The organism is Acinetobacter brisouii, from assembly GCF_008993995.1.
GTDB lineage: Bacteria > Pseudomonadota > Gammaproteobacteria > Pseudomonadales > Moraxellaceae > Acinetobacter > Acinetobacter brisouii_A.
In genome coordinates this window covers 71,895-78,179 of sequence record NZ_BKNN01000005.1, presented here as the reverse complement: position 1 = coordinate 78,179, position 6,285 = coordinate 71,895, and the positions used below count along the sequence as shown (strand labels likewise).

The 6,285-nt window shown below is 42.0% G+C and carries 7 protein-coding genes; 4 read left to right on the top strand and 3 right to left on the bottom strand.

Going from position 1 to position 6,285, the window contains the following annotated elements:
- Positions 1–199 precede the first annotated feature (199 nt).
- The 3 genes from tmk to pabC are packed head-to-tail and all read right to left on the bottom strand — an operon-like array spanning position 200 to position 2,692.
- A complete protein-coding gene (tmk, locus tag GBN19_RS02705; RefSeq protein ID WP_151777055.1) occupies positions 200–805 on the bottom strand; it encodes a dTMP kinase in 606 nt (201 codons plus the stop codon).
- Entirely contained in the window at positions 805–1,872 is a 1,068-nt protein-coding gene (gene mltG / locus GBN19_RS02700) for an endolytic transglycosylase MltG (protein ID WP_151710433.1), read from the bottom strand. Before mltG ends, tmk begins: the two co-directional genes overlap by 1 nt.
- A 4-nt stretch (positions 1,873–1,876) precedes the next feature.
- Entirely contained in the window at positions 1,877–2,692 is an 816-nt protein-coding gene (gene pabC, locus GBN19_RS02695; protein ID WP_151777054.1) for an aminodeoxychorismate lyase, read from the bottom strand.
- Between the two features lie 168 nt (positions 2,693–2,860).
- Here pabC and GBN19_RS02690 point away from each other — a divergent pair, with 168 nt between their 5' ends.
- From GBN19_RS02690 to cysW, 4 genes are all read left to right on the top strand, one after another.
- The gene (locus GBN19_RS02690) at positions 2,861–3,874 is read left to right on the top strand and encodes a sulfate ABC transporter substrate-binding protein (RefSeq protein WP_151777053.1); all 1,014 of its coding nucleotides are present in this window, start codon (positions 2,861–2,863) and stop codon (positions 3,872–3,874) included.
- Between the two features lie 27 nt (positions 3,875–3,901).
- Positions 3,902–4,495 carry an RBBP9/YdeN family alpha/beta hydrolase gene (locus GBN19_RS02685; RefSeq protein ID WP_151777052.1) on the top strand — a complete coding sequence of 198 codons (594 nt, stop codon included), beginning with the start codon at positions 3,902–3,904 and terminating at the stop codon, positions 4,493–4,495.
- Between the two features lie 63 nt (positions 4,496–4,558).
- Complete coding sequence (gene cysT, locus GBN19_RS02680; RefSeq protein ID WP_151710436.1) at positions 4,559–5,392, top strand: sulfate ABC transporter permease subunit CysT; 834 nt, start codon at positions 4,559–4,561, stop codon at positions 5,390–5,392.
- Positions 5,389–6,276 carry a sulfate ABC transporter permease subunit CysW gene (cysW, locus tag GBN19_RS02675; RefSeq protein WP_151777051.1) on the top strand — a complete coding sequence of 296 codons (888 nt, stop codon included), beginning with the start codon at positions 5,389–5,391 and terminating at the stop codon, positions 6,274–6,276. The genes cysT and cysW overlap by 4 nt, the downstream gene beginning before the upstream one ends.
- Positions 6,277–6,285: the final 9 nt, after the last annotated feature.

The window sequence follows — 6,285 nt, the reverse complement described above, 5'->3', positions numbered from 1 at the left end:
CATCTTGTTCATGTCAGCGACTGAGATTTCGCTTTTCTCCGATTTTTTCAGCATTGACCTTTCAATTCATTCACAAAAATTGAACAAATTAAAAGCAATATGAGTATTTTGAGAAGCTCTATTTTTTAAAAACTAAAGATTCCCAATCAATCCACTTTTTACTCTGACGGATGCCATAGAACGCATTTTTCAGTCCGCTTTAGATGCTTTTTAGGCTGCTGAGTGCTTGATTAAAAACATTTTCAGCAGATTGCGTTGCATCTAAACGAATCACACGATCTGTATCTTTTTCGTGCAAAAGTTTATAACCTTCACGTACCCGACTAAAAAAATCGAATTTTTCTTGTTCAAAGCGATCAAGCTCACCTCTTGCAAGTGCCCGAGCCATTCCTAATTCGATTGGTGCGTCCAGCCAAAAGGTCATATCAGGCAAACATGGCACAAAATTTCGATTTAACAGGTCAAGTTTATCGGCATCCAAACCTCGCCCCATGACCTGATATGCAAAACTTGCATCACAAAAGCGATCACTGAGCACAATTTTACCCTGTGCCAAAGCAGGAAAAATGACCTGACTCAAATGCTGACTGCGTGCCGCATAAATCAAAAGTAGCTCTGTATCAGGGCACATATTTTCATTTGAGTTCACTGTAAGCAATAAATCACGAATTTTTTCTGCCAAAGGTGTTCCCCCTGGCTCACGTGTCAGGACAACCTCATGCCCTAATTGCTCAAAATGTACCCTCACTTTCTCAATTAAGGTGCTTTTTCCAACGCCTTCAGTACCTTCAAAACTAATAAACATTATGGCGTTGCTCCACTTTTCTTCTCTCGTAATACAGCTAAATACGCTTGAACTGCCTGATTATGCTCGGTCAGGTTTGCACTAAATTTATGCCCACCATTGCCTGTTGCCACAAAATAGACATTATCTGAATGATCTGGATGCATCGCTGCTTCAATCGCTTTTTTGCTTGGTAATGCAATTGGACTCGGTGGCAGACCTGCCATGGTGTAAGTGTTATAGGCTGTCGGTGTTCGCAAATCTTCTTTGGTCAGTTTACCCGTGTACTTATCGCCCATACCATAAATGACGGTTGGGTCGGTTTGCAGTCGCATGCCTTGCTGTAACCGACGAATAAATACACCCGCAACTTGATTTAACTCACGATCTAAACTGGTTTCTTTTTCAATAATTGAAGCCATCGTGAGCGCTTCATATTTATTTTTATAAGGCAAGTTAGGATCTCGATTAGCCCAAGCTGCATCCAAATTATCCATCTGATGCTGATAAAGATCGAGTAAGATTTTTTTATCTGACTCCCCTTTATTATAAAAATAGGTATTGGGTGCAAATAGCCCTTCAAGATTTGAATAAGGTATTCCAAGTGACTGAATCATTTGATCTTGTGGCAAATTCACTACAGTTTTTTCAATCAATGGATCTTTACGTAATTTTTCTAGCAACTGCTTAAATGTTGTGCCTTCAATCACCAAAATACGACTCATTTGGGCGTTGTCTGAATTTGACATCATGCTCAACACTTGGCGCACACTCATGCCACGCTTGACTTCATACACCCCTGCTTTCAGAGTGTCATGAATCATCAGTTTTTGATAAATCTTGAGTACCCAAGGGAAATGAACTTTATGCTGCTTGGCTAAACGATCAATTAAACGTGAATAATTATCCCCCGTATTGATCGAAACAAACTGCTTTTCACCTTGTATTGGATAATTTCGCCAAAGACTTGAACTAAAAATCAATAACAACATGGCAAATACAGCCAGAACACATGCCACAATAAATTTTTTTGTTTTGAAAAAAGGAATAGGCTTTTTTCTAGATGAAGTGGAATTTAGATTTGCCATAGCTTTATTGAATTTGATCAAGTTGAAGGGCTTTAAACAACTGAATTGCAGGCGTCAGACTGAGTTCGACATAATTTAGATGTTGTGCAATCTGCATTGGATGCAGCGCATTACAAAAAAATAAGGCTTGTATCTGGTCAATATCCGATTGAAGTAACTCAATTTCGGAACACTCAATTCCTGCATGCTGCATACGCTGCAAGATTTCTGCCCGCATCACACCACGCACGCCATTATACTCAAGATTTGGCGTGACCCACTGATTATTCATCAGAATAAAACAATTGCTGCTGATTCCTTCAACAATCCGCCCTTGAATATCTAAAACCAGTGCTTCATCCAGTTGTTTTTCGACCGCTTCTTTTTTTAAAAGCACTTGTTCCAAGCGATTTAACGTCTTTAATCCACATAGCGTTGGCATGGTTAAACCAATCCGTTGCTCTAGAACAGCAACTTGATCAAGGTAACTCCATTCATTTTTTGCAGTTGGGCTTTGCGGATAATAAAACACATACACATCGGCAGCATGCTCAGGCAGTGCATAACCACGCTGCCCCTCTCCACGACTGATAATAATTTTCAGCGTGCCATTCAGCTCTGTTTGAGTACTTAATTTCTGCAAAGTTTGCTCAATCAAGCTCAAATCAACATCCAGTGCCATTCGCTGTATGCAATCATTGAGTCGTTGTAAATGTCTGTTCCACAATTGAATTTTATTTTGAATAATTTTGGCTGTGGTAAAGCAACCATCCCCATAATGAAAAGCTCGGTCTAGCAAAGAAATTTGAGGCTGTAGATGTGCATTTTTAAAGCATTGCATGAGGTTGATCAGCTAGGCAGTTGATTTTGTAGCTTAGTTTAAAAATGAATATCTAAATTCTATTTCTTTTTTATTCATATCAAATTCTATTTTTATTATTTTTTTAGATTTTAATTTCAGCATATTCTTCTTTGCATGAAAGATGCACCGAATATGAAGGAAAAGAAAATGCAACGAAATCAATTTAAAGTCGGCTTACTCGCAGCGCTATTGTCATTCTCGTCAGTGAGCTTTGCCGCAAAAGATTTCTTAAATGTGTCGTATGACCCAACACGCGAATTGTACGTCGATATCAACAAACAATTTGGCGCGTACTGGAAAAAACGCACAGGTGAAGAGATTAATTTCCGTCAATCTCATGGCGGTTCAGGTAAACAGGCTCGATCGGTGATTGATGGCTTGGATGCCGATGTCGTGACTTTGGCGCTGGCTGCGGATATTGACGTGATTGCGGATAAAGCCAAACTTTTACCACCCGACTGGCAAAAGAAACTGCCACAAAACTCAACGCCTTATACCTCAACGATTGTATTTTTAGTGCGTAAAGGCAACCCGAAACACATCAAAGACTGGAATGACTTGGTGAAACCGGGTGTCGATATTATTACCCCGAACCCGAAAACGTCAGGTGGCGCACGTTGGAACTATCTTGCGGCTTGGGCATGGGCAAAACATCAACCCAATGGCAATGACAAAACAGCACGTGATTTTGTTGCCAAGATTTATCAGCACACCAAAGTCCTCGATTCAGGTGCGCGAGGTGCAACCACAACCTTTGCTGAACGGGGCATTGGTGATGTATTGCTGGCTTGGGAAAATGAAGCCTACCTCGCTGTGCGTGAACAACCGGGGAAATTTGAGATTGTCACGCCATCTCTATCCATCTTGACTGAGCCACCTGTTGCGATTGTTGAGAAAAATGTTCAGAAAGATGGCAATTATTATGTCGCAAAAGGCTACTTGAACTTCCTGTACTCACCACTTGGACAAAATATTATTGCGCGTAATTTCTATCGTCCACGTAGCCCTGAAGTGTTGAAAAAATACAGTAATGTGTTTAAACCGCTGAAATTAGTGACCATTGATCAGGAATTTGGCGGCTGGAAAAAGGTTCAAAAAGAACACTTTGAAAATGGTGGTGTATTCGACCAAATCGTTCAAAGCAATAACGCGAAGAAATAATCGGTACAGCTACACGGGAGTAAGCACATGATTCATCATTTAATCGTACCGGGTGTCGGTGGAAGTGACGAACAACATTGGCAATCTTGGCTGCAACGCCAGTTACCCAACAGCTCTCGTGTAGAACAAGATTGGCAGCAACCGATTTTGCAAGAATGGATTGAACAATGGGTCGCTCACGTTGAGCAAATTCAGGAACCGATTCAGGTGATTGCACATAGTTTTGGTTGCCTAACCAGTTTGGCTGCATTGGTGCAATATCCTGCATTGCAAGAAAAAATCAATAATCTGATTTTGGTTGCACCTGCCAATCCAGCACGTTTTAGCTCAACAGGCTTTGCTCAGGCAGAGCAAGCTTCATATTTGCAGTATTTTGAACAGCTTCGACTCGAATTGTCTAGCCTGATGTTGATTAGTGAAAATGACCCTTGGTTGGCATTGGATGATGCACTGTATTTGGCAGAACTCTGGAAATTTCCTTATCTCAATATGGGTCAAGTTGGACATATCAATGTCGCTTCTGGTTTTGGGGCTTTCCCACAAATTTTACCTTTTATTGAACAGCCTTATTTTAGTCCTTGTACGCGAATGCGTTGCTCAACTCAGGCTTTGTCACATTAATTCTGCACTTTATATCTGATCTGATTTTTTTGTGGTGATGATTCATCATCATTGAGGTATTCCATGTCACACGGTAAACGGGTATTGCCCGGCTTTGGACTTTCTTTGGGGTTTACCCTGCTGTATCTATCCATCATTGTGCTTGTGCCATTATCGGCAGTGTTTATTAAATCTATGGGCATTGGCTGGAGTGGTCTTTGGGACATCCTCAGTTCAGCACGAATATTGAAAGCCTTACAATTGAGTTTTACCACTGCATTGGTTGCTGCGCTCATCAATGTCTTTCTGGGCTTACTGTTGGCATGGTGTCTGGTGCGTTATCAGTTTTTTGGTAAGCGTGTGGTCGATGCCTTGATTGATTTACCCTTTGCCTTACCCACAGCGGTGGCAGGGATTGCACTGACTTCGCTGTATGCCTCAACAGGTTGGCTGGGTCAATATTTAGAACCACTGGGAATTAAAGTCGCCTACACCCCACTTGGGATTACGCTCGCCCTGATTTTTATTGGTCTACCTTTTGTGGTGCGTACCGTACAACCTGTACTGAGCGACTTGGAAACTGAACTCGAAGAAGCGGCTTCAGCACTCGGTGCAAACCGTTGGCAAACCATTCGGCATGTGATTTTCCCGATTGTTCTACCTGCGATCTTTACAGGTTTTGCTTTAGCCTTTGCGCGTGGTGTGGGTGAATATGGTTCAGTAATTTTTATTGCAGGAAATCAACCTTTTAAAACTGAAATTGCACCACTGATGATCATTTCCCGTTTGGAAGAATATGATTATGCTGCTGCAACCACCATTGCCGTGATTATGCTGTTGATCTCCTTTGCCATCTTATTTTTGATTAACATTTTACAAGCGTGGGCAACACGTCGCACAGGGAGAGTGGCATCATGAGTAGTTTAGCCAATAGTCAAGATTATGCTGCACAACTGCAAAAACGCGATGCAACACGTGAACCGACTTGGGTACGTTACCTTTTATTGAGTATTGCCCTGATCAGCTTTTTAGGTTTACTGATTTTACCGCTGATTTTGGTGTTTGTTGAAGCATTCCACCAAGGGCTTCAGGTTTATCTACAAGCCTTGGTCGACCCAGATACGCTGTCAGCAGCCAAACTGACCTTACTGACTGCGGCAATTGCCGTCCCACTCAATGTGGTGTTTGGGGTAGCAGCAGCGTGGACGGTGGCGAAGTTCCAGTTTAAAGGCAAAACCATTTTAACCACGATTATTGATATGCCATTTTCGGTATCGCCTGTGATTGCGGGTTTAATGCTGGTGCTGATTTTTGGGACACAAGGTTGGGCAGGTGAATGGTTACTCGACCATGACATTAAAATTTTATATGCCGTTCCTGCAATTGTGTTAGCCACTGTATTTATTACGGTGCCCTTTGTTGCCCGTGAACTGATTCCACTGATGCAAGCTCAAGGCACTGAAGAGGAAGAAGCCGCGATTTTACTTGGTGCATCGGGTTGGCAAACCTTTTGGAAAATCACGCTCCCCAATATTAAATGGGGTCTGCTCTACGGTGTGATTTTGTGTAATGCCCGTGCAATGGGCGAGTTTGGTGCGGTGTCGGTGGTATCTGGGCATATTCGCGGTGAGACCAATACCCTGCCGTTACATGTTGAAATTCTCTACAACGAATACAGTTATAGCGCAGCCTTTGCCGTGGCATCGTTACTGGCATTTCTAGCGATTATCACCCTGATCATTAAAACATGGGTCGAATTACGCCAAGAAAAACAAAACGCTGAACTCAACAAATCGAACTAATTTTGGAGT

Coding starts and splice junctions, on each gene's coding strand:
- cysW (WP_151777051.1), top strand. CDS start 5,389: ATGAGTAGTTTAGCCAATAGTCAAGATTATGCTGCACAACTGCAAAAA.
- tmk (WP_151777055.1), bottom strand. CDS start 805: ATGTTTATTAGTTTTGAAGGTACTGAAGGCGTTGGAAAAAGCACCTTA.
- cysT (WP_151710436.1), top strand. CDS start 4,559: ATGTCACACGGTAAACGGGTATTGCCCGGCTTTGGACTTTCTTTGGGG.
- pabC (WP_151777054.1), bottom strand. CDS start 2,692: ATGCAATGCTTTAAAAATGCACATCTACAGCCTCAAATTTCTTTGCTA.
- mltG (WP_151710433.1), bottom strand. CDS start 1,872: ATGGCAAATCTAAATTCCACTTCATCTAGAAAAAAGCCTATTCCTTTT.
- GBN19_RS02685 (WP_151777052.1), top strand. CDS start 3,902: ATGATTCATCATTTAATCGTACCGGGTGTCGGTGGAAGTGACGAACAA.
- GBN19_RS02690 (WP_151777053.1), top strand. CDS start 2,861: ATGCAACGAAATCAATTTAAAGTCGGCTTACTCGCAGCGCTATTGTCA.